This window comes from Sphingobium sp. ba1 (assembly GCF_000743655.1).
GTDB lineage: Bacteria > Pseudomonadota > Alphaproteobacteria > Sphingomonadales > Sphingomonadaceae > Sphingobium.
Genome location: NZ_JPPQ01000083.1, coordinates 376,098 through 400,026 on the forward strand (window position 1 = coordinate 376,098; position 23,929 = coordinate 400,026).

24 protein-coding genes are annotated in these 23,929 nt (G+C 61.8%); 18 read left to right on the forward strand and 6 right to left on the reverse strand.

The window, feature by feature from the left end; all coding sequences use genetic code 11:
• Positions 1–273: 273 nt before the first annotated feature.
• The 3 genes from IL54_RS25580 to IL54_RS21130 all read right to left on the reverse strand — a co-directional run bounded on the left by IL54_RS25580 (position 274) and on the right by IL54_RS21130 (position 1,393).
• Positions 274–468 (reverse strand): hypothetical protein, encoded by a 195-nt coding sequence (locus IL54_RS25580; protein WP_043151699.1) that lies wholly within the window; start codon positions 466–468, stop codon positions 274–276.
• A 108-nt stretch (positions 469–576) separates the two neighbouring features.
• On the reverse strand, positions 577–1,044 hold the full coding sequence (locus IL54_RS21125; protein ID WP_088189801.1) for a type II toxin-antitoxin system VapC family toxin: 468 nt from the start codon (positions 1,042–1,044) through the stop codon (positions 577–579).
• Between the two features lie 73 nt (positions 1,045–1,117).
• Positions 1,118–1,393, reverse strand: a complete 276-nt coding sequence (locus tag IL54_RS21130; RefSeq protein WP_237748978.1) for a hypothetical protein — start codon at positions 1,391–1,393, stop codon at positions 1,118–1,120.
• A 181-nt stretch (positions 1,394–1,574) separates the two neighbouring features.
• Here IL54_RS21130 and IL54_RS21135 point away from each other — a divergent pair, with 181 nt between their 5' ends.
• From IL54_RS21135 to IL54_RS21145, 3 genes are all read left to right on the forward strand, one after another.
• Entirely contained in the window at positions 1,575–2,771 is a 1,197-nt protein-coding gene (locus IL54_RS21135; RefSeq protein WP_037480208.1) for a hypothetical protein, read from the forward strand.
• Positions 2,772–2,864: 93 nt separating this feature from the next.
• Positions 2,865–3,077, forward strand: coding sequence for a hypothetical protein (locus tag IL54_RS21140; protein WP_037480211.1), 213 nt, complete (start codon positions 2,865–2,867; stop codon positions 3,075–3,077).
• A 119-nt stretch (positions 3,078–3,196) separates the two neighbouring features.
• A complete protein-coding gene (locus tag IL54_RS21145; protein WP_037480213.1) occupies positions 3,197–4,153 on the forward strand; it encodes a DUF5983 family protein in 957 nt (318 codons plus the stop codon).
• A 37-nt stretch (positions 4,154–4,190) separates the two neighbouring features.
• Here IL54_RS21145 and IL54_RS21150 read toward each other — a convergent pair whose 3' ends face one another.
• The gene (locus tag IL54_RS21150) at positions 4,191–5,588 is read right to left on the reverse strand and encodes a DUF6880 family protein (RefSeq protein WP_037480216.1); all 1,398 of its coding nucleotides are present in this window, start codon (positions 5,586–5,588) and stop codon (positions 4,191–4,193) included.
• Complete coding sequence (locus IL54_RS25140) at positions 5,588–5,764, reverse strand: hypothetical protein (RefSeq protein WP_193378917.1); 177 nt, start codon at positions 5,762–5,764, stop codon at positions 5,588–5,590. Before IL54_RS25140 ends, IL54_RS21150 begins: the two co-directional genes overlap by 1 nt.
• Before the next feature lie 556 nt (positions 5,765–6,320).
• On the opposite strand from IL54_RS25140, the gene IL54_RS21155 reads away from it, so the two are divergent.
• The 10 genes from IL54_RS21155 (at position 6,321) to IL54_RS21195 (ending at position 15,731) form a co-directional block, all read left to right on the forward strand.
• On the forward strand, positions 6,321–7,574 hold the full coding sequence (locus IL54_RS21155; protein WP_237748979.1) for an ATP-binding protein: 1,254 nt from the start codon (positions 6,321–6,323) through the stop codon (positions 7,572–7,574).
• Positions 7,575–7,639: 65 nt separating this feature from the next.
• Entirely contained in the window at positions 7,640–8,203 is a 564-nt protein-coding gene (locus IL54_RS21160; RefSeq protein ID WP_052027829.1) for a DUF5983 family protein, read from the forward strand.
• A gap of 95 nt (positions 8,204–8,298) precedes the next feature.
• Positions 8,299–9,501, forward strand: coding sequence for an ATP-binding protein (locus IL54_RS21165; protein WP_052027830.1), 1,203 nt, complete (start codon positions 8,299–8,301; stop codon positions 9,499–9,501).
• A gap of 12 nt (positions 9,502–9,513) precedes the next feature.
• Complete coding sequence (locus IL54_RS21170) at positions 9,514–10,812, forward strand: hypothetical protein (protein ID WP_037480222.1); 1,299 nt, start codon at positions 9,514–9,516, stop codon at positions 10,810–10,812.
• Positions 10,813–11,039: 227 nt separating this feature from the next.
• Complete coding sequence (locus tag IL54_RS25585) at positions 11,040–11,588, forward strand: hypothetical protein (RefSeq protein ID WP_237748980.1); 549 nt, start codon at positions 11,040–11,042, stop codon at positions 11,586–11,588.
• A gap of 3 nt (positions 11,589–11,591) precedes the next feature.
• Positions 11,592–12,011: a hypothetical protein gene (locus tag IL54_RS25590; protein ID WP_237748981.1), complete on the forward strand. Its 420-nt coding sequence runs from the start codon at positions 11,592–11,594 to the stop codon at positions 12,009–12,011.
• 401 nt (positions 12,012–12,412) lie between these two features.
• Positions 12,413–12,883, forward strand: a complete 471-nt coding sequence (locus IL54_RS21180) for a DUF736 domain-containing protein (RefSeq protein ID WP_037480224.1) — start codon at positions 12,413–12,415, stop codon at positions 12,881–12,883.
• Between the two features lie 86 nt (positions 12,884–12,969).
• Positions 12,970–13,251, forward strand: coding sequence for a hypothetical protein (locus tag IL54_RS21185; protein ID WP_037480226.1), 282 nt, complete (start codon positions 12,970–12,972; stop codon positions 13,249–13,251).
• A gap of 72 nt (positions 13,252–13,323) precedes the next feature.
• Positions 13,324–14,334 (forward strand): DUF2493 domain-containing protein, encoded by a 1,011-nt coding sequence (locus IL54_RS21190; RefSeq protein WP_037480228.1) that lies wholly within the window; start codon positions 13,324–13,326, stop codon positions 14,332–14,334.
• A gap of 416 nt (positions 14,335–14,750) precedes the next feature.
• The gene (locus IL54_RS21195) at positions 14,751–15,731 is read left to right on the forward strand and encodes an SLOG family protein (RefSeq protein WP_037480230.1); all 981 of its coding nucleotides are present in this window, start codon (positions 14,751–14,753) and stop codon (positions 15,729–15,731) included.
• A gap of 458 nt (positions 15,732–16,189) precedes the next feature.
• Here IL54_RS21195 and IL54_RS21200 read toward each other — a convergent pair whose 3' ends face one another.
• Positions 16,190–16,426, reverse strand: a complete 237-nt coding sequence (locus IL54_RS21200) for a hypothetical protein (protein WP_037480723.1) — start codon at positions 16,424–16,426, stop codon at positions 16,190–16,192.
• A gap of 649 nt (positions 16,427–17,075) precedes the next feature.
• Between IL54_RS21200 and IL54_RS21205 the strand changes: the two genes are divergently transcribed.
• From IL54_RS21205 to IL54_RS23510, 5 genes are all read left to right on the forward strand, one after another.
• On the forward strand, positions 17,076–17,402 hold the full coding sequence (locus IL54_RS21205; protein WP_037480232.1) for a hypothetical protein: 327 nt from the start codon (positions 17,076–17,078) through the stop codon (positions 17,400–17,402).
• 158 nt (positions 17,403–17,560) lie between these two features.
• Positions 17,561–17,860, forward strand: a complete 300-nt coding sequence (locus IL54_RS21210) for a CopG family transcriptional regulator (protein WP_019052756.1) — start codon at positions 17,561–17,563, stop codon at positions 17,858–17,860.
• Positions 17,857–19,947, forward strand: a complete 2,091-nt coding sequence (locus IL54_RS21215; protein WP_037480236.1) for a type IV secretion system DNA-binding domain-containing protein — start codon at positions 17,857–17,859, stop codon at positions 19,945–19,947. The genes IL54_RS21210 and IL54_RS21215 overlap by 4 nt, the downstream gene beginning before the upstream one ends.
• The gene (gene mobF, locus IL54_RS21220) at positions 19,944–22,898 is read left to right on the forward strand and encodes a MobF family relaxase (RefSeq protein ID WP_037480238.1); all 2,955 of its coding nucleotides are present in this window, start codon (positions 19,944–19,946) and stop codon (positions 22,896–22,898) included. The genes IL54_RS21215 and mobF overlap by 4 nt, the downstream gene beginning before the upstream one ends.
• Positions 22,899–23,262: 364 nt before the next feature.
• Positions 23,263–23,721 carry a lytic transglycosylase domain-containing protein gene (locus IL54_RS23510; protein WP_076605632.1) on the forward strand — a complete coding sequence of 153 codons (459 nt, stop codon included), beginning with the start codon at positions 23,263–23,265 and terminating at the stop codon, positions 23,719–23,721.
• The last annotated feature ends 208 nt before the right edge of the window (positions 23,722–23,929 follow it).

Sequence of the window (23,929 nt, forward strand, 5' to 3'; positions counted from 1 at the left end):
CCTTCGCCAACGTCGTGAACCCGTGGCTGAGACCGCCCAACGCGCGACCATCGCGATCGGCCCGACATCACCATCGCAAGGCGCCGTTCCGCCATCGCACGAGCCAGGGGCATCGCAGCGATCGATGCCGCGACAGTTGAGCCTATTCTGACATTCTCGCGCCTCACATCATAGGAGATTGGCATGTCCCGACATGTCCATATCGACGCTCTGGGCCGGATTCCGTCTGGCACAGCAATCATAACTTTGGCCATCTGCGGACCGCGCGGCGGATTACGCGCCGTCGAGGATATTTCGATCGATGAAGCCGAGAAAATGGTGACGCAACTTCAGGCTGCGGTCGCTCATGCTCGAGCCGGGGCCGCCATCGCTCCAGTCGATCGCTTCATGCAGGACGTCATCGACCGGCTCGCCGATCAGGGGCTCGCGCTCGATCCTTCCTTCCGTACATGGTGTGCCGACAATCATGGCCTGCTCAGTCCACGACAGGCGGCTGAACGCTGGTGCTGCTGGCATGTTGCCTGACCGATCCTGCCCGTCGAGATGATGGTCGGTTTCCCGTGCCTATGTGACGGGTCAATACAGGATGACGCCCGTCCCCGGAATGATCTGATCGAAAAAATCGAAATCGCGCCGGTTGCCGGTCAGCAGGTCACAGCCGGTCGCCGCAGCCTGCAGAAACAGCAGGGCATCGTTGAGCAGGGCGATCGAATGGGGTTGGCCGCAAAGCCGTGTGACCATGCCTGCCAGCATACCGGCCTCTCCGAACATGCGGGAGGAGGGGGCGCTCAGACGATGCTCCGGGATATCGTCGATTGTCCGTCCCAGGGTCTTGAGCACCGACGCCGTGCGCTTGTCGGCAGGATCGAGCGCGCCCATCAGGTGGGTCATTTCGGCAAGCGCCACGCAGGAATGATTGACGATCCGGTTTTCCAGCAAACAATCTACTTCAACCGGTGTCTTGCCCTGAAGCACATCAATATAGACGCACGTGTCGAGCAGAAGCTCGCGGCCTATGACAGCTGCCTTGTGAACAAGCGGCAATGCCTCTTCGGGTCGTCGCGACAGCCTGGCACCAGATCGCTGCGGCCTGATCCGGCGCAACGAGGCCTTGCGATCAAATCCCAAGCGCAATATCCGCAGGGATCGTGCCCTTTCGGCGCACTAGCCTGGCTCCAAAATCATCCTCAAGCGCCACTTTGGCGAGCGCATATTCGACAAGATCGGTGGTCGAGGCGATGCCGCTGCGCATCTTGGCGCGATCGATGAGTTCGCGTGGCACGCGGGCGCCGACCGCGCTGTTCGTGCCCGACAGTAAACCCGCCGCCTTGGCAGCGGCCACGACCGCTTCATGTCGCTGAGACAGATGATCCTCATGCTTCGTCGCCATCATGGCCTCCTTTCGTTGAACATATACGCCAATTTGTAAAACATACAAGCCGCCGTCGTACCTGCTGCCGCCGGTCGGGGTCTCGTGAACCCAATATCGCGGTGCGCGAAAGGGAAGGGAGGGGCGGGGATGTGACAGGAGCGGTGAAGCACCTGTCGCTCTGCATCTCAAGGAGACGATTTCCATGGCGACCCTTGCCCCCATGAACGAAAGCCCCCGCGTTACGGCGCCCTATCGGATCGATGTCTCGCGCGGACGCATGAGCAGCCGCGTATCGTCCGAGTGGTTCTCCCGTCCCGACGACGAGAAATATCTCTCGCTGACCAGTCTCTATGATGCCGTGCGCGGCCGCGCGGACCGTGCGACCACGCGTATCGTTGAAAGCCGCTCGATCCGGGTCGAGGCGAAAAGCGACAATCCAGAGCGGCTGATGCTGGTGGCGCCGGGCGATGATCGACCGCTTGCACCCACTAACTGGTCCTTTGGCCAGGTAGCAAGTCTCGTCGGTGCCCCGGCCTCTTATCTGCGCCAGCTGCCTGCCGCGCTTGCCGGCATCAACCTGCAGCATGGGTTGATCAACCACCGGGGCGAGCAGGTTAAACTGCTCCAGACCGAGAATGGTCGCACCGAATTGCGGGCGGCGACCGGGTCGGAATATGGCAGGATCTTCGACTGGGAACTGGTCCAGGCGGTGATGGCCTTTGCCGGCGATGGCGTCGGCGACACGCGCTGGAAGGTGCCCGGAACCATCGACTGGGGCAGCATGACCTACAACCCTCATGTCGATATCACCAGGGAGACGACCACGCTCTACGCATCGGACCGGGACATTTTCCTGTTCCTCGTGGACGACACGCACCCCATCGAGGCCGGCAAGCTTCCTAATGGCGATCCCGACCTTTATTTTCGAGGGTTCTACGCCTGGAACAGTGAAGTCGGCTCCAAAACGCTCGGGATCGCGACTTTCTATCTGCGCGGCGTGTGCGCCAACCGGTGCCTGTGGGGTGTCGAGAATTTCGAGGAGGTCAATATCCGCCACTCGAAATTCGCCGGTGCCCGTTTCGCGCATCAGGCCGCGCCCGCGCTCGAGCATTTCGCAAACTCCTCGCCGTCGCATTTCATCTCCGGCATCAAGGCCGCTCGCGAGCGGATCGTCGCGCGCAAGGAAGAAGAGCGCGAACCCTTCCTGCGCAAACGCGGCTTTTCCAGGGCCGAGACGGCAAAGATCATCCAGACCGTGCTGGCCGAGGAAGGCCGTCCGCCTGAATCCATCTATGATTTCGTCCAGGGTATAACGGCGCTGGCCCGATCGAAGCCGCATCAGGACAGCCGCCTCGACCTGGAGAACAAGGCCAGAAAGCTGCTCGAACAGGCGCTTTGAGGCCCGGCGCCGCCGCTCTCATGCCTTCTCCACCTTCTTCCTCGCCATCCCGGTCAAGCGCCGGGGTGGCCATTGTCATGAAAGGATGCCGCCATGCGCGCCCATTCGTCCCTTCCCCTGCCGCAATTTATCGTCGACATCGCCTTCTTCAGCGGCGGCGAATACTATGCCACCGAGACTTACACCGTTCCTGCATCCACCTGGTTTGCTGCGGAGCAACAGGCGCTGCAGATGTCGGTAAACAGCGTCTATGACGATGCGCGCATTCCTGACCTCAGCCGAACAGCCACTGTCCGCACGGCCTGATCATGCTCTGAGATCAATCTCGATGACAGAACTTCCGAACCGGAATCCTGGGACGGGTGTGCCGATCCAGCCGCTGTCCGAACCGTGGGCTCGTGCCACCTTCCCCTGGAGCCATCTCCATGACCCGCTACACATTATCCCATCTCGAAACCGCTGCTTGTCTTTGGGAAGCCGTCCTTGAATTGCGCGATCGGCCAGAGACCACTCCCGATGCAAGCAGTCTGGCGCTCGCCTTGCGCAAATGCGTCGATACGCTCGGCACGGCGGCGCTGCGTCTGATCGTGGTAGGCTGGGTCGATGCGGTGGAGTCCGCATGGCGTACAATAGAAGGCGAATATCCGTTGTCGTTCGATTGGGATTTCGTGCCCCGTTGGATTGCCGACACGATCGACTGGTCAGATCCGCGCAGTCCGGTCATTCGCGCAACTGCGCCCGTTCGGTACGTCAGATCGACGTCGTTTCCACCTATAGGATATGACGCACCCCCCCAAACCGCGATCGGGACCAGCCATGAGGACCATCTGGCGATAGAGGTCCACACTGCCGTGATTGAACATCGACATGGAATGAATATCCACGTCGCAGTCGATGCGATGGCTCTCGACGTGGAAATCGCTGCTTATTGCCGTGAATATTGGAGCGAGATCGACGACGCGCGCGACCCGGATACCCTGTCCGACACAGAAGCGATATCAATCTATTTCGAATGTCATCCGTCGGAAAGCTGCACGAAGGACCGCATGCGTATTGCGTCCGTCGCACACCCGTCTCCCCTTGTTGCCGGATCGATCGAGCAAGGCCGCTATTGTGTACTATCGACCGCCCATCTGACGGTTCATACCGCCTCATGCCTCGATAAATGGGCGTCCTGGCCGCCCAGTGATCGACCGATCGACATCGCGGCTTCGGTCTATGGCTGGTTCGTGCCGACGCGCGCCATTGATGATGACCGCCGTGCGCAATTGCCGCAGGATCTGCTGCGGCTCATCGCCTTCGGCCGCGCGCACGGTTTCCAGTTCCTGCTCTTCGACTGTGACGGCAGTGACGTCGACGGACTGCCGCTCCACCATTGGTAGGGAGGTTTCCAATCTGGCCGCCCCGGCTTCTCCGCGATTATCCGAATTTCCCCGCGACCTGATTCCAGAAGCCGATCTTGCGTCCATGAATCTTGCGAAGATCGGCCAGCCAGTCATCATGCGGTACGACATCGACATCGCCTGCGATACGGTCGGCCAAATCCGTCGCGGCTGCAAAGTCCCGCGCGGCATAGGGGTAGTATTTCGAACTCGCCCGGTCGAGCACGCCAGTCACCAGTCGGCGATAAAGCAGGGTGGCCCCGCCTGGATCGATCTGAGATAATGCCTCGGCGGCAGGACGCAGAATGTCATAGGCCCGGGCTTCCAGACCTTCGAGCCTTTCCCTGGTCAGCTTGCTAGCGCGCTTGAGATCGGGCCAGGCAACCACGAACGCCAGTGCCGATGTCGCCCGATCATATGCCATGGCCTGATCAAGGGCCTGCCTTTCCGCAGCGACATCCTCGAAATCAGGCAAAGCCCTGAGCCATTCGCGTAGCGCCTGAGCGTCAAGCCAACGGTCGAAGATCGCCTTGCGCTGCGCCTGCACATCGTCCCTGCGGCCCAACGCCTCAAAGGCGCGTAATTTGAGATCGGCGATTTCGCGCTCATTATGGCAGCGCTCAACCGGAGCATCGATCCAGTCGAGAGCTTCTGCCGCACGACCCTGCGCGATCAATCGGGCGGCAACCTGCGCATTGAGCAGCGTATTGCGCCGATCAGGATCGACTGTTGCAATATAGGCGTCCACATCGCCGTCGAGGTCGGCGAGCTTGGGCAACAGCCACCCGACCTTATAGTCGAATTGCCGTCGCTCCGGGCCGGTCAGCCCCGCCTGCCGCTCCAGCAGCATCCGTCGCAAGGCTGCGCGGCCTGTCTGTCCCAGAGCCGGGGAGGCTGCGTCCGGCAGGTCGTCGAACACGCCATAGCCATCCCCTTCAATCAGCGTTAAAATATCCCCGGCGAGCTGCTCGACATCGGGTGCATCGGCTCGGGCCCACAGCAGTCCCAGATCCTCGCCTCCCTGGCGGAACACTGCGCCCAACGAACCGCTGCTGTCGTCGGACCTTTCGAACACTGGTTCGGCAAGGCTCAGCAGCAGCTTCATGCTGTCGACCGCCTGGCTCAGCGAGGTTTCGGCCAGTGGTCCCAATATGGTTTCCCGCAACTGGTCGAGTTCGCGCGCGAGCGGACCTACCTTGTCCCATTCGACGAACCCGCGCGAACGCCGAATGGTCTTCAGCCGCTTGTCGATTTCGTGGGCCAGGGCCCCGCTATCGTCCTTCGCCGCCAGCTCCATGCGAACCGCGCGGGCGAAGACGGCGTCACGCTCGGCCTGGGCTAGCACAAGCCGGGCAAGGCGCGCTGGTCCCAGCGCTTGGATCGCATCGAGCGTCACCCTGCCGGTGCCGCGTTTACCACTGTCAGAGGTCGCCATCAGATGTCTTCACCGCCCGATCGTCCTGTCCCCTTGACCAGCGCAAGCAGCATGGCGTGCAGCGCCTCTTCCGCGCGCTCGCGCCGCGCGGGATCGGCTGCAGAGATGTCCCGGCGCATCCAGTCCGGCATGCGGCGCAGAAAGTCGGTGAGTTGCGAATCCAGATCCTGAGGCATTCCTTGTCCTTCGCAGTCCACGACCGCTGCCGCAATATCGGATGCACAGTGGCACCCGCGGGCGTCATGGCCCTGGAAGACGAACGGAGGGAAGGAAGAGGGGAGGGATGATGGGTTCCAGTCCGGAACCAGGGAGACCGCCATGCCCCTTCCAACAACGATCCATAGCGCCGTCAGCCCGGACGCGATCCGCCGCGCGTCCCGCCTTTTTTCGGGCGACAGCCGGGACTGCCTTCATGAGATGTTCCAGAATGCCAGACGCGCCGGCGCCACCTGCATCACGGTCGATCTGACCGAACAGGACGGCCGATCCCTGCTGCACATCCGGGATGATGGCTGCGGCATCGACGATCCAGCCGCCCTGCTGATGTTGGGACATTCAGGCTGGGGCGATGACATCGCGCGTAGCGAAGACCCGGCCGGCATGGGCATGTTCAGCCTTGCCGGCCGCGCGGTCGAAATCCAGCCCTTCTCTCCCTCTGCGGGCGCGGCCTGGAAAGTCCAGATTCCGGCAGACGCATGGGACAGCGGCGCGCCGCTTGCCATCGCCCCGGCCATGATCGGTTGGGGCACGCTGATCTCGATCGAACTGCCGCCCGACTGGAAGCAAGGCTTGTCTGCGGTCGTCGCCGATGCAGCCCGTCACTATCCCTTACCGGTCACCTTGAACGAAACGCTGCTGCCCCGCGAAGACTTCCTCAAGGACGCCATATTTGTCGAAAACGCCTGCGGCTGCCGTATCGGTGTCTATGACCGGGATCCTGATTGGCCAAGAGACCAACGCATCAATTTTCACGGGCACCGCGTCAAATGCGCCTTGCCGACGGTTCGGGAAGAAAAAGACAATGGCAGTCTTTGGACGGTCCGGATCGATATTATGGATGCGCCGGAAATTCATATGGTTCTGCCGGCGCGCAAGGAGGTCATCGACAACGCGGCATTGAAGGCGCTTCGCGACGCTGCCGAGCAAATCCTGTACAAGGCCATCGCGACCCGACCGGACCATCGGCTGCCCTTTACCGCCTGGCAGCGGGCGTGCGAGCTGGGCGTTACGCTGCCGCAGGCGCGCTCAGGGCTGGCGATCTGGCGGCCGCAGACCGCTGACGATTGTCATGGACGCAGCAGCCGCATGATCGCTCCTGAAGGCGCAATGCTGATCGTGCCGGCGCTGGAGCCCGATATTGCGCAGGCGCTTGCGCTGGCGCGGGGCAAACCGCCCACCCAGGACGTGCAACTCGTCGAGGCGGAAGACGCGCTGCAAGGCTACGCTTGGTATGACACGCTCCCGGTGATCAGGGATATTTCACTGCGCATCGACCGGGAAGGCTCCGTCCATCGCTACGACGACGACATGTGTCTCCCCGCCGATTTCGCTTGTGGCCTGGTCGACCGGATCGTCATCGAGCTGACGGTTTGTGAAACCGGTCGCACGGACGCGCCACGCAGCGTCCATTCCATCGAAATCCCGGCGCTCGTCTGCCGCAATGGCGGTTGGGATATTGAGGAGGCCATCATCCTGGCCACGCGCGATGATGGTATCACCCCGGACAGACTGAGCCGCATGATCTATGCGACGATCTTCTGTGGGGCTGATGATGGCGACTGCGACAGCTGGGACACCCAGTCGCGATCCTTCGAACGCGAGGCGCGGCAGCACGCTACGCATATCCTCCTTGGGGAGGACGCTGCCACCCTCGAAGCCATCAACATGAGCGCATGGGATAATCTGAGCTGGCTGATCCCGCTCGATCGCAAGATCGTCATTCACGCCGAGCGCGGTGCCATCACGGTCGATTTCTTGCCGAATTGAAAGGGTGCCCGAGTTTGCTCGCCGCGCCTGTCACCCCTGTCCCAACCCAATCAAGGAGACCGGCCATGCGCCGCTTCCCCGTCTGCGCCTGTTCAACAGCGCATCTTCCCCGCGCCGAGAATGACGCCATCGACCGGCTGATCCAGCACGCGCCGCGAAGGAGCGGCCGGATCATCGTCGATCATCCGATCTTGTCGATCGAGGCCCATCAATATGGCTTCTGGGTCCATCTTGGCTTCATCGATGACTGGCCCGATCGCCCCGATGGGCTTTCGCCCGAATTCTGGGCTTTGCTGTCGGACGCCCGCAAGGCTGGAGCGAATTGGCTGAGCTTCGACCGTGATGAACCGCCTTCCGATCGGTTCCCGGTCTTCGCGGCCGGGCAGGGGGAGGCAACAGGCGACGCCGGGAAATCGGTCAATGCCGCAAACCCCGCTGCCAGGATCACGATCCGCTGTTCTGCATGTGGCAGCGCCGAGGTGATGCGCGATGCCTGGGCGCGCTGGGACGATGATGCCCAGGACTGGGCGCTTGGCGCTGTCTTCGACGCAGCTTTTTGCGAGGCCTGTGAAAAGGACGCCACGCTGTCCCAACAGCCGCTCAAAGGATGGCAGCACAGCCATTCCTGATTGCCAGGCCGCCAGGCCACTTATCGCGTCAAGCCCATTCCCTCGACCAGCATCTCCGGCCGCTCTGCGCGACGCCGGGTGAAGAAGGACATCAGATGACCATCGCCAACCATGATTTCACTCGTGACACGAAAGTCCCGCTCGGCCGCTCTTCGACGGGTCCGCTAGAACTGGATCTCGGCAAGCTGATGTCGGGGCGCTGTCTGATTCAGGGATCTTCGGGCGCGGGCAAAAGCCACACGCTGCGCCGGATCATCGAAGAAGCCTTCGATTATCTCACCACCATCATCATCGACCCGGAAGGCGAGTTCGCCAACCTTGCTACGCATATCGGCGCAACGACGGTCATCGCACGCGAATATGCCAATGATGGTCTCACAGCGCTCGCGCTGCGAACGCGGCAGCATCGTATCGCCCTCCATCTCGACCTTACCGATCTGGAGCCCGATCATCGCATCGAGAAAGCGGCGGCCTTCTTTGCGGGCCTTCTCTCGACACCCCGCGAACATTGGGGCCACACTGTGCTGGTATGTATCGACGAGGCGCATCTGCTCGCGCCGCATATGGCAGCCTCGGCCCGCGACGCGGAGACCCGCCGTCTGGGCGTCGCCACCTTGACGGATATGTGCGCGCGGGGTCGCAAGCGCGGCATTGGCACGATAATCGCGACCCAGCGTCTCGCCAAGCTCGCAAGTTCGGTGGTTTCCGAACTGCACAATCATCTGATCGGCCTCAATGTCTTCGACCGCGATGTTGCGCGCGCTGCCGATCTTCTCGGGTTCGGCAGTGAACAGGCCGCGTTGCTGCGCCAGCTTCCGCCCGGCGAATTCTTCGCCTTTGGCCCCGCGCTCGCGGCAACGCCGGTGCTGGCGAAGATCGATACCACGATCACTCCCCATATCGGGCGCACGCCCGATCTCGTCGCTGCCGCCGATCTTGATGCCGATGAAAGCCGGACCCTGCTTGATCTTGACGCCCTGCGCGAGGTCATGCCGACAAAGGGCGATCGGGTGACGATGCGAGGCCAACGTGCGCTCGACGCCTTCCTCCTCGATCCCGCCGCCCCCGCCGCAGCACGGATTGTCGGCGCACTGGGCAGCATAGCACCCAACGCCACCACGGCGGACGATCTGGTGCGGCACCTTGCCCTGCCTGCGAACGATATCGATGCCGGGCTCGACCTGCTCGCCGCGATCGGTGCGTCCGACACGATGCCGCGCGGCGATACGCGGATCGCGCGGCTGTCGGCCCGGTTGCGCCTGCGTGTCGTCGATACGCCCGTCATCGGCCTGGTCTGAACGGAGAGTGCCATGAAAGAGACAAGCTTCGATCTCGACGCTGATATCGTCGAACTCACCCCGTTCGTCCCTGACCAGCAAACGGGTACAACCGCGCCACTTGCCGAGCTGGCTTTCCGTGCCGACGCATGGCTCCCCGATGAAATACAGCGCCTGCGGGCCGCCTTCGCCGATGACTGCACGCTAGAGGAGATTGCCACAATGCTGGGCCGATCGCGTGCCAGCATCGCCACGCGTATCTATGATCTTGGCCTTCGCCGAAACTCGCGGCGATCCTGGATCGCGTGGGAGGATGAGGAATTGGCGCGCTGCTATACGCACGAACCAACCGCGACACTGGCCGCCCGCCTCGGCCGCGGTGTGAGCGCCCTATATGCCCGTGCCCAACTGCTCGGACTCTCAGAACCGGGATCGCCGCCCTATAGCGGTTGGGAAGATGCACAGCTTCGCGCCGGGTACGCCAAGGGTGTTCCCGTCGCCCAGATTGCCAGCCTCATCGGCCGTCCCTTCGCTGGCGTCATCTCCCGCGCTTCGGCGCTGGGTCTGCGCCATGCCGGCCAGCCAGACGACTGGAGCGACGCGGAAATGGCTCGCGCACTCGCACTCGCGGCCACCGGCGCGCGCTATGTCGCCATCGCGCAGGCGCTTGCCGCCGAAGGTTTTCCGACCCGGAACAGTCGCAGCCTTGGCCAACGCCTTCGCAAACTGGGTTACGGCAGAGGGTGGGGCAGGCCGTGGATCATCGAGGAAGACGAGCTGCTGCGCCACGCCTACGCTACCGGGGCGAGCCTTACGCCCCTGCGGGAGCGGCTTGGCCGCAGCCCGCATTCCATCCGCTGGCGTGCAGAGGCGCTTGGCTTGCGCGGCACGCATGTCCGCCGCGACGGGTTTCGGCGGGGACCTGTCTGGACGGCCGGGGAAGAAGCCCGGTTGCGAGCGGATTATGGCAAGGTCCCGACACGGGACATTGCCAAAGACCTTGGTCGCGGCGTGCGCGCTGTCCTATATCATGCCAATCGCCTGGGGCTGGTGCATGGCTTCATGCGCGCGTTCAGCGCGCATGAGGACCGGGCGATCCGTAACGCCTGGATCCATGGCATCTCGATGGTCGATGTCGCCCAGGCGCTCGGCCGCGATCCCGCCGTCATCGGCAAGCGCGCTGCGCGTATCGGCTGTCGGTTCAATGATCCGGCCAGGCCCTCCCGAGGCCCCAGGACCCGGCGGGCAAATCGCACACCCGTCACGCTTCAAAGCCTGCTTGCACTGAAATCTGCTGCGGCGGTCGATGCCGACCGGTCAATCGCCGCCTGAACCCATTCCAGCATGGAGGCCCTGATGCCCTCGTCCGATCTGCCCGCCCGGTTGTCACCTTGCCGGCGCCGCTTATGCTCATTCGATCACGCCTATAAAATCGCTCTCAACCTCCGGCGGGACACGGGCATCCCACATTATGTCATTCGCGGGATCGTGCCCCTTCAGGCCTATCGGGTAACGACAAGGCCGCCGGTCTGGCCGGACCGCTGGCTGGCAATGGCGGCATGAGCGCGGGCAAGCGTGCGCCCGCGGTCGCAGCATGGGGGGCAGGCACCAACTCGACCGCGATGATCATCGAACTTGTCCGTCGGGGCGAAATCCCTGACATGACCTTGTTGGCGGCAATGCCCGAGCAGCCTCATACCCGCCGGCTTATCCCTGTCTTCCGTCAGTGGATGGACGATCATGGCGTTCCCAATGAGATTGTCGAATATCAGCCCAGATTCTTCAAGCACTGGCCGCCCTATACCTCGCTTCTCGATGCCTGTTTAACCAATGGCACATTGCCGTCGATCGCATTCGGGCAGCATAGTTGTTCGGCGCGGCATAAAATTTCCCCGCAGGACAAATGGGTCAAGGCCTGGCCTGCGGCACAGCATGCCTGGGCCAATGGCCAGAAGGTCGTCCGGCTCATTGGTTATGACTGCTCGACCCGTGACAATCAGCGTTACGCCCATCGCGAAGGGCATATCTCAGATCTTTATGAATACCGATATCCACTGCGGGATTGGGGCTTTACGCGTGAAGATTGCGAGCGTGTCATAGCGGAATAGGGCTTGCCAGCTTTCCATAAAAGCTCGTGCTTCTTTTGTACCGCCATGCAGGTGTCGGAAGTGCGCGCGCTGCCGCGCGAGGAATTGCGCCTTATCGTGCTGCTCGAATCCCGCGCGGCGCCACGCCTGCGCACGATAGAGGGACTATGGCGCAAATCGACCCGGAAGCGCCCCGGATCGATGACGGTCTTCATTCGGGCCGAGGGATTGCTCGATGCTGCCGAGATTGACGAGATCGTAGCCAATGCTCCGCTTGATCTTCTCGAATTCCAGCGTGCGGCCGCCGCTGTCCCGATCGAACGCCGTGCCCATATCGGCACCTGGATCGAACGCTTCAATGCCGGACAGGCCTGCTCCTCATTGCCTGCCAATGCGATCAATGTCTCCGAGGATTCCGCTATGCGGTCCGCCGCCATCAGTTGATCGCTCGAGACTGGAAACGCACCGGTCCGTGCCGGTCCTCGCAAGGCTGTCGGTTCTGCCTGTAGGTGCCACCTGATCTTGCCTCGCGCACCGCTACCACTACCCGCTCGACCCTGGCGCCAACGCGGCTACCGCCGCGCCTCCAGCCTCACCCCCCAATTCAACGTGGCCGTCGCCTGCTCGTCGGCATTCGGGCCTCGTCGTACTGCAGGTTTGCGCAGAATTTTGGCCTGGCGTGGCGTTGCGCGTGGAGGGAATGGGAGAGCGTCGCGCCGGAGGATGTGGAGCGCTGTTCCAGGGGCGGGCGGCGCGCGGGGCAAGGGCGGGAAAGAGAGGAGAGAAGGGACGGGGAGGGTGTCGCCGGAAAATGGATTTCGAGCGACATTCGAAAGGTCAAGACGATGAACATCGGTGAAATCTTCAATCAGAACGGCCGCCTGACGGGCTCGATCGCCACTCGCACGATCGATCTCCCGCGCATCGGGCTGCGCAAGGTCATGAGCGAGAATGAGAAGGCTCCGGTCTATGAGATCCTGGCGCTCAACGTCGCGCGTCGCTGGGTTCAGGTCGGCGCATTGTGGGAGGCTGCGTCCAAGCGCACCGGCGAGGTCTTCCTTGCCGGCAATATCGACGATCCCAGCCTGCCTGAACCGCTGCCGATCGCGCTCTTCCCGGCCGATCATGGCGGCTACATGGTCGCATGGCGGCGCGACACCATGCGCTCCGACTTCGGGGGCAGCATGGGGACCAGCCGCACCAATTATGACGATCGCGGTTCGCGCGACGAAGGCGGCTTCGGCGACAGCACCGCAGGGGCTGACGGCGAGCTAGCCGGTGCGGGCGCAGCGTTCGGCGAGGAGGACCCGTTCTGATCACCCGTTAATCGGAACCCGTTCGGGGCCGGGGAGGTGTCAGGCTTCCCCGGCCCTTTTCCTTTCTTCGCATGAGGAGACAGTCCATGCCGCTTCCTTCTTTTCATGACGTTGCGCCGCTGTCCGATCTCTCGGCGCTCTGCGCCGCGATCATGGCCAGTCCCGCTATCCGGGATCTGCTGGCACCCCAAAACACGCTTGCGGTCCGCTCGCCGGAGATACCTGGCGGCGTAACATGCGGCGAGATCATCGCTGCTATCTATGACCTGCTCGAAGGCACGCCCTTTGCGCCCCATGCGGCGCAAATCGTAGATGCCGTCCTGACGCGCTCAACCGCTTTCGCCAGCGTACGGGCGAACATGCACTGATCGACATAATGGGGCGGGACGCTTTTGCGCGTTCGCGCCCCTTTTTCCTTTTCCATGATGAGGAGAAGTACCATGACCCATGACCATTCGCGGCGTATCAGCCACTTCGCAGACCTGCCGACACTGTTTGCACAGATGACGGCGACACCGGAATTCAAACGCGCTTTTGGCGATCCCATCCCGCTTTCGATCATCACGCCGGGCGACGAGCCGGGCGAGCATGATATGCCCGAACCGCTCCACGCGCAGGCTGATTGCGCGGGTGTGATCGCCACCATCTTCGATCTCTTGACCGATACCCGCCTCGACGCGCTTGCGCCCGAGATCGCCTGGGGCATGGTCAACAGCTTCCACTTCGTCGCTGGCAAGCTTGAACGACAGGAAGACATGCTGGCCAATGAGCTGCGCGATATGATCCGGCGGATCGAGCCTTCCGAGGTTTTCAACAGCGAACTGGAGGAGAAACAGCTCCTGTGCCAGTCGCTGACCGAACAGCGCGAGGCGGTCGAGTGTATGCGCGATTATGCCGCCGAAACTTTCCGCGTGCTGTCTGGTCGCCCCTGGTCGCCGGCTCGCGGATCGCGTGTCTCGAAGGCGGCTACCGCCACGCAAGTATCGATACAGGATTTCCTGCGCGCCCGTGAACTGGCCGAACGGGAGCGGTACCGTCCCCGTGGACCGATCGTTATCGCCTCAGGCCATGCCGAGTGGCATGACTGGCAATTGCTCTGGGATCGGCTAGACACCATCCTCGAACGCATCCCGCATATGACGCTGGTGACGACCGCGCAGCGCAAGGGCTTCGACGCAATCGTGGCCTCTTGGGCTGGCAATCGGGAGGTGCAACTTGTGACATATTCGCTGACGGGGTCGGGGCGCGGTGCGCCCTTCGCTCGCAATCGCAAGCTTGTGGACCTGAAACCCGTCGAAGCCTTGCTGGGTGAGGGATCGGGTATTCAGGCCAATCTTTATCAGGCCCTGCGCAAGGCCGGCGTTCCGATCCATGCCTTCCGCAAGGCCAATCAGGTTCCGGTCGAAAAGGTCACTCCGCCCCTGCGCAGCCGACGTCGCCGCGCCGCCTGACAATACATCGTTTGCATTCCGTTCGGGGACAGCACTACGCGTGTTGTCCCCTTTTTAATGGAACAGATGCTACCTCGGCGATCAGGGCAAGCGTTGCCGGCACTTCCCTGCGAGGCCATCGCCAGGAGGCACCCATTTGCGAATCAGGGGCATCGAGCCCCAGATTCGCAACGCCTCTTCTCTCTCTCTCAAGAATTCCAAGGGTGGCACGGGACCGCGTCGGCCTCAAGGACGACGGGGCCCCACCATTTTTTGGGGCGGGTCAGGCGCCGCGCTTCTCACTCGACCATGGTGGCCGCCCCAAAAAATCGTGACCCCCATCGCCGGCTGCGCCGGTCGCGTTCCGCGATCCTTGACCCCGCCGCTCGGAGCCCGTGCCCAAGGGGGAACCTCTTTCGTTTCAACAGGAGGTTCACATGACGAAGATCAACCAGTCTGACCGCACATTTTCCGACATCGCCGCATTCATCACGCAGGAGACAGCGGCCACCACCGACGATTTCCACGCCGCCTTCGCGTCCGATCTAGATGGTGTCCGCATCGGGCGAGGCGGTGAGGAGATGGCGACCGACATGCCCGATCCGAGGGATGCCCAACTCGCCGTCGAACTGATCGTCACGACACTTTTCGATGTCCTGCGCGACACGCGTTTGGAACCCGCCGCGCAACGCCTGGCATGGGGCATCGTCAACAGCTTCCATCACGTCGCTGACCAGTGGGAGGGCCAGGCCGACAAGGCGATACGCGAGGTCCAGGACCTGCTGCGTCGCGCCGATGGCAGCGAAATCCACAGCGTCGAACTCGAACAGGCACGCGACGAACTTGAATATCTCGACGAAGCTACCGATGCGCTGCGGTGCATGCGCGACCATGCCGCTGACATCTTTCACACCGAAACCGGACGGCCATGGTCCGCGCCTAAGGGGTCGCTGGTATCGAGCAAGCGCACCGCGTCGGTTATTGCCGCCACCGATTTCCTCGCCGCCCGTCGCCAGCGCAAAACCGACGCGCACAATCCGCAAGGACCCGTCGTGATCTTCTCAGGAGGAGCGGAATGCTGGTTTGACGACCGTCTCATCTGGGGCAAGCTCGATGAAGCCAAATCCCGAAACCCAGCGATGGTGCTGGCGACGACTGCGCAGGACAAGGGGTGCGACGCCATGGCGGCCGCGTGGGCGGCATCGCGCAAGGTGACGCTCATCACCTTCCGGCTCAGTGCAAAGCTTGGCAAACGGGCGGGCTTTGTCCGCAACGAGCAGATGGTGGGCCTCCGACCCGTCGAAGCGCTGGTCTGCGAAGGGTCGGGACTGCAATCACACCTCGCGCGACTGGTCAGAGAGAAGCGTATCCCGGCGCGGTTTGTGAGGCTCAGCGATCAGGAATGGGAAGCGCAGTGACGCCCGAGAGGATCGGTCCGGTTTACCGGGCCGGTCCTCATTTCTTTTTTCGAGCGCAGCACTCGCCCCCGCTCAGGGACCCGCAAGCGGGCCCGTCGCGGACGCGATGCGGAACCGCCAGCGCGGTCCCGGCCTCCTGCGCGCGGCTTCGCCGTGCTCGTCGCAGGGACACCCTTCGGGTGCGGTTTGGAAGGGCGGGGCATCGCGAAAACGTTCAGCGTGACCATCAGAGGTAGGGAGGGCCATAGCGCGGAATGCCTCCTATGGCTTTATCATCTAGAACAATCGGAGCAGGGGAAGTCTCGCCGATATCCGTCGATGTGCAGAACGGGGATGCTTCGTCCCTATCTGGTTTGCCCGGAAGGCCGTATCGTCATCCTGCGCTGTGATACCGACAGGAATGGGCTTCTTATGCTCCACCCCTGCCGGTCATCTTCAGATTGCTGCTTCGCGGCGGGTCAGGTCATCGGCGGCAACTTTTTCAGGGCCGTCAGCGCTGCGCTGCCACCAACCCGGATCGCCTGCATCAGAAGTTCGCGGAACTCACGTTCCGTAAGCGTCTCTATCGGCACGTCGTTCACCATGGCCGCATATTTGCCGCGCAGAGCGCGGCGGGCGGTTTCCAGATCTTCTGTCAGCTTGCGCTGACGTGTTTCGAGATCGGCAAGCCGATCCCTTTCGGTCATCTTTGGCATTTCCATCGTCCTTCCCCGATGGGCTGCCCGTCACACGCAACTGTGCCATATCGACGGGCCAAAGCAAGAGCGGCTTGCCGCTTCCTGGGGAACTGGCGGGGTGTACGGCGCGCCGGCGAGGCAGCGATGCTGGCATGCGAAGCCCGGCGTTAAATCTCCTGATGACGGTAATCACGCTCTCGGGACCGGGCCTGATGCACGGCTTCCTTTTTTACATTCTGGGAGAACAAGGCCATGAGCTCTACCCTCAAACCACCCGATATCGGCCCCCGAAAATCAGCAGAAAGGTTGCCCCGCGCCTACCGGCACGAGGCAGCGCAGCGCGAGCGCGCTGCGTAAGGCGGGACGCACGGCGCAAGGCCGTTTTGTAATGGACCCTACGCACGGGTGCTGCGGGCGCATTATGCCCTAAAAACATCGAGATAAGTCTGTATCACACGTCTCACGTCGAACCGGTGGGCTGTCGTACGCGAAACACCACGCTCACTTGGTCCAACCTATCTTATTGAAACGACTTCGGGAATTTTGTGATACGCGTCGTACGCCATTGAGGATCCCAGAATGCTGTGTCCCCGGAACCGTCGGGGCGACGCCCGTTGAGTCCTGGCCAAATTCATGGTCTTTTTGTCGCGGCAAAAAGGATAGCGCCATGACGGAATTGAACGAGGACTATATCAGCGACCTCCGCCGGGCGGTGGTCAAAGCCATCTGCGAAGTGTCGGCGCAAAGGCAACACGCCCCGGAAGCGGGCAAGGGGGATACTCTCTATATCGGGACAGCAGAAGTCTGTCAGATGCTCACGATTTTGCTGACCGAGTTTCTGGAGGGCGTCCCTGGTCTCGATACGCCCAGTGAGGTGCGGCGCATGTCGGACGTAGTAGCCAGGAGGATCAGACTGGGGATCGGCGAAATCCGTCGCCACCGCGAGGAGACAGGCGGAACCCCGCCGCCGTCCATCATCATCAGAGGCAACTGACCGAGCTGCTCAGCCTGTTTTTATGACGGCACCTATTCTCAGCGCTAAATCTCTGGATCAATCTGGTGATAGGGCGGCTTGCGCCAATATTGCCATTCCGGTAATATGCGACCGCTTCATGATATTTTCGAAGGTCTCCGGATAAGGAGACCCTTCGCTTGCCCAAGCTTAATTTCCGCCTCGATGAATCGCTGCATGCCGCCTTGATGCGCCGTGCGCTCGGTGCGAACCTGTCCTTATCGGGGTTCATCCGTCAGCTACTTGAGCAGGCGGTCGATGAGCGCAAACGCTATGTCTTCTCCTCCCAGGATGAGATACTCGCCACGTCGATCCAGATCCTATCGATAGTCGCGACGTCCGTCGGCCAGCAATCTCCGAGCGCGCTCGAGCAGGGCATGGCGCAGGCCCGAATGATCCTTGCCGAACGCGGACTGCTTGGCGGGGAGGATATCCCATGAGCATCTTTCGCAACGACACATTAGGCTCCTGGACGCGCGGTGGCCAGGCGATCGTCCACAATGTCCGCATGACGACCCAGGTCTTTTATCAGACCATATTAGCGGGCTTCATCATCTGGATCATCGGCACGCTCTGGTATGCGTTCGAGAAGTCGACCGAATATGAGCGGTTCGTTCTGGTCAAACTGGCTGAGGCCACGATCAAGGTGGATGCGGCCGCCGGAACCAATGATCCGGTGCAGTTTCGCACCCCCGAAGGCCAGGCCTACTGGACATCGGCAGACTGGCTGGTTGCCTCCACCCTCACGAAAAAGACCCTCCATGCGTTCGAAGGCTATCTGCTGCATGGCGCACTGCTCTCTGGCCTGTTCACCTTTGTCATGCTCGCCTGGGCCTGGTTCTACTTCACCCGGACGGGTAGGGGCCTGGGCTCCAACGAATATCTGCGAGGGGCAAGGTTCGGCACGATCCGCCAGGTGAAACGTGCGCTATGGCGACAGACCAAGGGACCACTGGTGATCGGCAATGTGCCGGTTCCTGAGGCTTACGAGCCTGAGCATATCCTGCTGTGCGGTGCGCCTGGTACGGGAAAGACAAACCTCATCGTCGGCATGCTCGACGGCATCCGCAAATCGGGTCGGCGCGCCATCGTCTATGATACCGCCGGGACCTTCGTCGAGAAATTCTATCGGCAGGGCACTGACATGTTGCTCAACCCGCTCGACCAGCGCGCGGCGCGCTGGTCGCCCTGGGTCGATGTGCCACGCGATTATCATTACGACCAGATCGCGGAATCGACCATTCCCGACAAGCATGGCGATCCCTTCTGGGCGAAGGCGGCGCGGGGCACGCTGGTTGCGGTCATGCGCAAGCTGGCGCGCCAGAAGCATACCTATGTCTCGGTCCTGCTCGACCGTCTGCTGCGCTCGAAACTGAAAGACCTTGCCGCTTTCGTGACTGGAACTGACGCCGCCGCTTTCATCAGCACCGAAGGCGAACGAACATCCGCCGGCATCCAGGCCGAACTCGCTTCGGTCATGCGCAGTTTCGGTTATCTCGATGACACCGAAGACGGCTTCTCGATCCGAGACTGGGTGGAAAAAGGCGCTGATGGAAGCTGGCTCTTCATCACCGTGAAGGCCGACCAGCTTCCCTCGCTACGCCCGCTCATCACCGTCTGGCTCGACATCGCCATCAGCGCCATCATGAGCCTGACGCCCGATCGCGACCGACGGCTTTATTGCGTGATCGATGAACTCCCGACGCTGCATAAGCTGCCGTCGCTCTCGGATTTCCTTGCCCGTGCCCGCAAATATGGGGGGTGCGGCATATTGGGCTTCCAGTCCTATCCCCAGCTCAAGGCGACCTACGGCAAGGACGATGCGGCCGCGATCACTGGCTATTGCTCGACCTGGGTGGCGCTGCGCGCGAACGACACCGATACCGCCGAGCATGTTTCGATCAACCTTGGTCAGGTCGAACAGGTCGAAGCCAATGAGGGCATGTCCTATGGGGTCAACGACATGCGCGATGGGGTCAATCTGTCGCGGATGCAGGTGACGCGGCCACTGGTCATGTCGACCGAGGTGACCAACCTGCCCAATCTGGTGGGCTTCCTGCGCTTCGGCCGCAATTTGCCCGTGGTGCGGTTCGATAGCCGGTTCAACGACGTGCCATCGCTCGGACCAGCTTTCCTCGAACGCACGACGCCCCCCATTCAGATCGACAAGGCCGGGATGCTCGTTCGCATCGCCCATGCCGAAGCGCGTGTTCGTGAAGCAATGGAGCGGGAAGCGACGCAGGCATCTCCGCCAGCGACACATGGCGAGATCAAGCAAGCGAAGCCTTCGACATCTTCGGAACCCGCCCCGACGCCACCACCCCAGCCGGATCTGTTTACGGCTCCAGCGCCGAACATCGACCCGCAGCGCGTGGAAGATATATTGCTCAATGACGAGAATGCCGAGCTTCCCGTGCCCGCCCGCAATCTTTGGACGATCCTTGCCGGCAAGCAGGGAGAAATCCGGTCCGATCTTGTCCAGCATGGCCGCGATGACGGACCGCGTGAGCGGGCGAGGCCAGCATGATCCAGCCGCAACGTCTCCATGGCAAACCAGCCAATATCGCTCGCTACTATGCGGTGGGCGATTACTACACCAAGGGCGGCAATGAACCGTCTGCATGGGTCGGGAAGCTGGCAGCCGATCTCGGCCTCTCCGGCGCTGTTGATCCGAAGCTGCTGCGCGACCTACTTGCTGGAAAAGTCCGCGATCAACAACTCGGGCGGCACCGTGCGAACGGTGGAATGCAGCATCACCCCGGTTGGGATTTTGCGGTCAATGCGCCCAAGTCGGTTTCGATCATGGGGCTGGTTGCAGGCGACGAACGCGTGCTTGCCGCCCATGAGGGCGGGGTGACCGCGGCTATATCCTATCTGGAAGAGCAGGCGCAGCTGCGCCGCCGTGATGAAGGCAAGATCGTTCATGAAACAACGGGCCGGATCCTGGTTGCCCGCTTTACCGAGCATGGCAGTCGGGAACTTGATCCGCATCTGCATACGCATCTTGTCGTGCTCAACATGACGAACCGCGAGAATGGCGATCCGATGGCAAGCCTTGAAAGCCGGGTCATGTATGGCGAACAGCGCGTGGCCGGGCAGATCTATCGCAACGCGCTGGCGTTCGGCTTGCACGAAGCGGGCTATGAAATCGATGCTGATCCGCGTTCCGGATTGTTCGAGATACGAGGCGTGCCGAAGGAGATGATCGACCAATTCTCGAAGCGCGCCGAGGCGATTGAAGACCATGCGCGCGAACATGGTCTGGTGGGACAGAAAGCCCAGCGTGCTTCCTTCTACGCCACCCGCAAGGCGAAGGTGAAGATCGGCGGGGCCGAACTCAGCGCGCAATGGCATCAGCGGACAGGCAAGCGTCTCGAAACGCTGCAGGAGGTTGCTGCGCTGGCGCGGGGTCGGGAAGGGGAGCATCCGGCGCCCACGGAACGCGATGCGTCGCGTGCGGCTCTTTTCGGCTTGCGGCAACTGGAGACATCCGAGGCGGTCAACAATTTAGGCGATATCTTGCGCACTGGTCTTGCTGCCTATGTCGGTGAAGTCCGGCTCGACGATATCCGTCCCCGGATCGCAGCGCATGAGGTCCTGCGCAAATTGCTGCCGACCCATGCGCAGACCGGTGACAGGGTGTTAACCCGTGGCCGCACCAGCCGGAAGTCCTGGCGTCTGGAACTGGCATTGACCCAGCATATCGCGCTCGGCCTCAATGACGCGCGTCCCATCGCCTCGAGCGATCGCTTGTTGGCCGTGCTCGACGGGGCGTCGCTCAACACGCAGCAGCAGCGCGCACTTGTCGAGACGGCGCTGACGCGGGATCGGGTCACGGCAATTCACGGTGTTGCCGGTTCTGGAAAATCGACGCTGGTGAAAGTCTTGGCCGAGGCGGCCGAGCCGGGAACGACATTGATTGCATTAGCACCCACATCATCGGCCGCTGCGGAACTGGGAAGCAAGGCGAACATCATGTCCCATACTGTCGCCAGCTTCGTCGCGCGCGGCGGGCAGGGGATCACGGACCGGCATGTCTTGGTTCTCGATGAAGCAGGGCAGCTCGGCAACCGCCAGGCCCAGCGGATGCTGGAGATCAGCAGGACAACCGGCGCACGGCTGCTTTTCCTCGGAGACGAGAAACAGACCGGGGCGATCGAGCAGGGCAAACCCTTCTGGTTGATGCGAAGGCTGGGCTTGCCGACGGTCGAGTTGACGCACGCCGTGCGGCAGGAAACGAAATCAATCAAGGCTGCGGTCACAGCTGCGCGGACGGGGAACTTTGCCGAGGCATTGGCTAAGCTCGATAGCGTCAGCACCGTTGACGACAATGAAAAGATGGCGGAGCAGGTCGTCAATGCCTGGATACGGCTCAAGCGGGACACGCGGGCCGGTACCAATATCCTCGTCCTCGACAATGCGACCCGGCTGATCGTTAACAGCAAGATTCGCGAAGCGCTGAAAAACGAGAATGGGCTGGCCGCCCAGGATAGTCTGCTTTCCATTCTCGCCCCGGCGGGCTTGACCGATGTCCAGAAGCATATGGCCCGTTTCTACGGGGCAGGACAGGTGGTGCGTTTCGAGCGGGACATTGCAGACCTCGGTATCGCACGGCACGCCGACTATCGGGTCGCTGGACTAGGCCGGGAGGCCAATGGGCGCCAGGTTGTGCGTCTCGTCGACGATCAGGGGCGCGTCATACGCTGGGATCCGCAGACGACGAAGGCCCGCCACATCAATGTCTTCAATCCTGAAGAGCGGGATATTGCGGAGGGTGACCGTATCCAGTGGCGGCTCGTCAATCGCGAACTCGGGCTACGCAATGCGGAGCGCGGCACCGCAGAAAAACTTGATGGCCCGCTAGCGACGATCCGCTGGGATCGAGATGGGCGCGTGCAGCAGGTTAATCTATCGGAACACCGGACCTGGGATCATGGTTACGCAGAGACGGTCTATTCCGCACAGTCCAAAACCTATCCGCGCGTTTTCGTGCTGGCGCCGGTCGAATCGCCGCTGGTCAACGCCCAGAATTTTTACACCGCCATTACCCGCGCGGCATTCGGTGCCAGGCTATGGACCAACAACGTCAAGGAACTGATTGCCAAGCTCGAGCGCCAATCAGGAGAGAAGACGTCTTCGTCGGAAGGGTTGGGCCGGTTGAAGACTGACCGCGTAGATGCCTTCTCGAAACGCCGGGAAGGCCATCTGGAAAATTTGAGGGCCGAGCAGGAGCGAGACCGAAACGAGCGGCGCGATCGGGCGCTCGAGCGACAACTCCACTATCGTGACCGCTCACCCCGAGGCGCGGCTGAGCATCTTGCCGACGGTGCCCGGAACATCGCGCAGGTGCTCGACAGGTTTCTCGCAGGCATTCTCGACCATGCGCGCGCCGAAGGACGAGCGCCGAAAATCGGCATTAACCGGGAAAATCATTCTCCTGCACCTCGACCCGAGCCCTCCCACGGCCCCGAACGATAAGGTAACTGCCTATGCTTCGCTGTAAGTTTGCCGTTCAGCTGACCCAGGGAAAGCGCTTCGCAGGCGCTGTCCCGCCTCTGCATGGGTTAGAATTCAGTTCGTCGCGCCAGACCGGAAGGTGTAGAGTTTCCTTCAGACGCATTGGAAGGACCGGGCCTGACAGCTGGACTTCTTTCGCTCGTAGCGCCGCCGCCGAGATCAATTCGGGCAGAGCGCTCTTTGCATTTCTCAAAGGTGGCCCAGTTCCAGTGCTTGGGCTTTACAGTGTTCCGATCAATTCGATCACTACGCCTGGAACCGCTATCCGGAGGGTCAGATGAGGTCATATGGCATCCTCAGGCTGGTGTGCACTGCAGTCATCACTATGGCACTGTACACCACCCCCGCATTTTCGAAGTCCTCAAATGAGGAGGAATTGCGGATCGCCGCCTGCATTCTGCAAGCCTCGCTTGGTCATCCCTGGCTGGAGAAAACGCTTTGGGGCCTGCGCGATCAGGAAGCGGGCTGGGTCGGCGCTGAGGTTCGTAACAGCAATGGCTCTCATGATCTCGGTCCCCTGCAGATCAACAGTTGGTGGACACCTCGCATCGCTGCGCTTGTTGGGCGTTCACCTATTCAGGTTCGACATTGGCTGCGTTTTGATCCCTGCTTCAATGCGCAGGCTGCAAGGTGGATATTCTTGTCAGCCCTGCGCTCTACCGGAAATTACTGGATGGCGATTGGCGTCTATCACAGCCCGACTACGTGGCGGCAGAGACACTATCTTCATTCGGTCGCTCGCCATATGCGGACGAGATACGGAGATGCTGTCTTTCGCCCGTGATAGACAGGACGTGACCTTGAAGTACCAGACAGAGTGCACCGTGTGTTTCGTGATTGGAATATGCTTTTACCCCTATATGGCGCGGCGAAGTCAATCTTCATGTCGCTGTGGAGATGCACGACACAACATTTCCCCGCAGCGGAATTATCGTAATTGCTCACGGGGTCGGCAATTGGTGGGCTGATCAGGCGACCATGAATCTGCCGTC